Origin of the sequence: Bacillus sp. C30 (genome assembly GCF_040838255.1) — a bacterium.
Lineage (GTDB): Bacteria > Bacillota > Bacilli > Bacillales > Bacillaceae_G > Bacillus_A > Bacillus_A mycoides.
Genome location: NZ_JBFPJH010000379.1, coordinates 1 through 2,910 on the forward strand (window position 1 = coordinate 1; position 2,910 = coordinate 2,910).

2 protein-coding genes, 1 pseudogene and 1 riboswitch are annotated in these 2,910 nt (G+C 35.2%); of the genes and pseudogenes, 1 reads left to right on the forward strand and 2 read right to left on the reverse strand.

What is annotated here, in order from left to right; translation table 11 throughout:
- The first annotated feature begins 149 nt into the window (after positions 1-149).
- Positions 150-269, forward strand: a riboswitch (glycine riboswitch).
- Between the two features lie 107 nt (positions 270-376).
- The gene (locus tag AB3X49_RS20515) at positions 377-1,744 is read left to right on the forward strand and encodes an alanine/glycine:cation symporter family protein (RefSeq protein WP_002012784.1); all 1,368 of its coding nucleotides are present in this window, start codon (positions 377-379) and stop codon (positions 1,742-1,744) included.
- Between the two features lie 4 nt (positions 1,745-1,748).
- Here AB3X49_RS20515 and AB3X49_RS20520 read toward each other — a convergent pair.
- Positions 1,749-2,246 (reverse strand): annotated as a pseudogene (locus tag AB3X49_RS20520) (DinB family protein); the annotation flags it as partial.
- Positions 2,247-2,260: 14 nt separating this feature from the next.
- Positions 2,261-2,910, reverse strand: a 650-nt coding sequence (locus AB3X49_RS20525; RefSeq protein ID WP_367964402.1) for a DUF3891 family protein, incomplete at its 5' end; no start/stop codon positions are given.

Genomic DNA, 2,910 nt, shown 5'->3' on the forward strand with positions numbered 1-2,910 from the left:
ATTCTATACAGAATCAATGCGTTTAAGTTTTTAATTTTATAATTCGGATGAACCATTCAGGAGAAGGTCTATTGATCTACCGACGGGGCAAAAAGTTGCTGAACCAACTTTGAAACTCTCAGGTCTTGTTTACAAGTAGAACTGCATGGGGACGAATCTCTGGAGAGACTCCCTCTCGCTTAATATAGCGCGGAGGAAAACGAGCACCGAAGGAGCAAATCCGCTAATCTAGCGGATAATCTCTCAGGTAAAAGGACAGAGACAAGCGAAAGAAAATGCCGATTTGTATCGGTTTATTTTTCTATCCCTTGTTTCTCCAGAGACCATTTCATTTCCTTGAAGTGGTTTTTATTTTTTCTAAAAAAGGAGAATACAGATGGAGACAGTAAGTAAAGTATTAGAACAAATTAATCAGTATGTGTGGGGGTTACCAACTTTGTTGCTACTCGTTGGAACTGGTATCATTCTCACAGTGCGCTTAAAAGGTTTACAGTTTAGTAAACTAATATACGCTCACAAGCTAGCTTTTAAAAAATCAGAGGATACATCATCTTCTGGAGATATTAGTCACTTCCAAGCACTGATGACAGCTATGGCTGCAACGATTGGTATGGGAAATATAGCAGGTGTCGCAACTGCTGTGACAATCGGTGGACCCGGCGCAATCTTTTGGATGTGGATTACTGCTTTATTTGGAATGGCAACAAAGTATGCCGAAGCAATCCTTGCGGTGAAATACCGTGTTAGTAATGAAAATGGTGAATACTCCGGTGGACCAATGTATTATTTAGAACGTGGTTTAGGGAAAAAATGGCTGGCTGTTTTATTCGCTATATTCGGCACAGCTGCTTCTTTCGGTATCGGTAATATGGTTCAATCTAATTCAGTTGCAGAGGCAATGCGAATCAATTTTTCTTTCCCTCCTGCATTAACTGGTATACTCATGTCATTCTTAATCGCTATCGTTATTTTGGGCGGTGTAAAAAAGATTGGTAGAGTTACTGGATATATCGTTCCTATTAAAGCATTCTTTTATATAATCGCTGGCCTTATTATTATTTTCTATCACTTTGATCAAATTCCAGAAGCATTTTCACTTATTTTTTCTGGTGCATTTCAAGGTACTGCAGCTGCTGGTGGTTTTATCGGAGCAACAGTTGCATCTGCAATTCAAATAGGAATGGCACGTGGTGTATTTGCTAACGAGGCTGGTTTAGGAAGTGCTCCTATTGCTGCGGCTGCTGCCAAAACAGATTCACCTGCAAAACAAGCTTTAGTTTCTATGACTGGTACTTTTCTAGATACATTTATTGTATGTACAATTACGGGGCTAGTATTAATTACTACAGGTGCATGGAAATCAGGTAAAACTGGTGTTGAAGCTACAACATTAGCATTCCAATCCGTATTCGGTACTGCTGGTAGTATGATTCTCGGTATCGCCATTATATTATTCGCCTACTCTACTATTTTAGGTTGGTCGTATTACGGAGAGAAGTGTGTAGCTTATTTATTCGGACAAGGTGCTGTACGATATTATAAAGCAATCTTTATCGTTATGATTGCAATAGGTGCTAATTTAAAGCTAGGTGTCGTATGGACATTTGCCGATATTGCAAATGGACTTATGGCGATTCCAAACTTAATTGGTCTAATCGGATTAAGTGGTATTGTTGTCGCTGAAACGAATCGCTTTTTACAAGCAGAGAAATTGAAAGAAAGTCATAAAAAACAGGCAAGTTAATCACTAAAAAAAGTACAAAATCCATCATTGTAGATGAATAACCAAGTTGACGGATCATTGCTGTTATATTCCCTCTATGATATGTACCATGATTTACGACGTGTTGCACTAACTCTAAAATGGAAGTGTCTAATGCACCTGCATATGGGTTCTCAATAACAAATACAGTATTTACGTCTTGTATTCTACTTAAAAATTCTTTATATTGATTTGCCATGTTTTCAAACATTTTTTCTAATTCATGTAACGATTTAGTTTCGATTTGTTTTCGTAATTTTTCTCGGTCTTGTATTACTTCACTCATACTTTTACCATGCAATATGTGTAACCACACTTGATCTGTAATATAAATATGTACAAAAGTATCCTTAATTGATGGGAATACACTCTGTATCTGTTCATTAAAAATTGTCTCATAGTTTGGTAACTCTTTTAGTCGGTTGAATAATCGTGTATTAGCCCAAGCATGGTAATCAAACTGTTTTAACATGTAATCTTTCAATCTAAATCTCCTCCTTATTGTATGAAACGAATGTTTTGCTTCTTCATTTCCGATTCTCTATCAGCTTTTACAATCCCTTTTTCTTTAACTTCATGTTTATTTATAGTTTTATATTTTACATATGTATAAAATTCCGTTTTAAATGGAAACGATGTAATTTGAATTGTTTCTTCATCCACCCATTCAGCTTGAATAGGCTTCTCTCCCTTACTATTAAACATTTCTGTTCCTTCAAAACCCTCTTTAAATAAATCAATTTCATCTTTCTTTTTTACACCAGGTTTATTCATACATACATATAAAGAAAGTTCATCACAAAACTTTAATAATCTATAATGTTTATCAAACATCGCATATTGTTCTTTTGTTAACGTTTTCAAAATTCTTTTTTGTCGTTCCAATTCATTTTTATAAAAAGACATCATCTCTTCATCTTCCTCATTTAATGAAAATGATAAAAAGTGCTTACTACAAAGTAGCGCCCCGTATGGATTTGACTCTTCAATTGCATTCAAACCAATCGTATAAAAAACAAAGCGTAATGAACTTGGACAATCCATAAATGTATATGGAATATTTTTAGTATCATTCAAAATTGGTACTTTATCAAGCTCTATCCATCCTCTATCATGCTCATATATAGCATCAATTGTCTCTTTTAAGT

Excerpts from the sequence above, each read along its gene's own strand:
- AB3X49_RS20515 (WP_002012784.1), top strand. The coding sequence starts at position 377 with ATGGAGACAGTAAGTAAAGTATTAGAACAAATTAATCAGTATGTGTGG.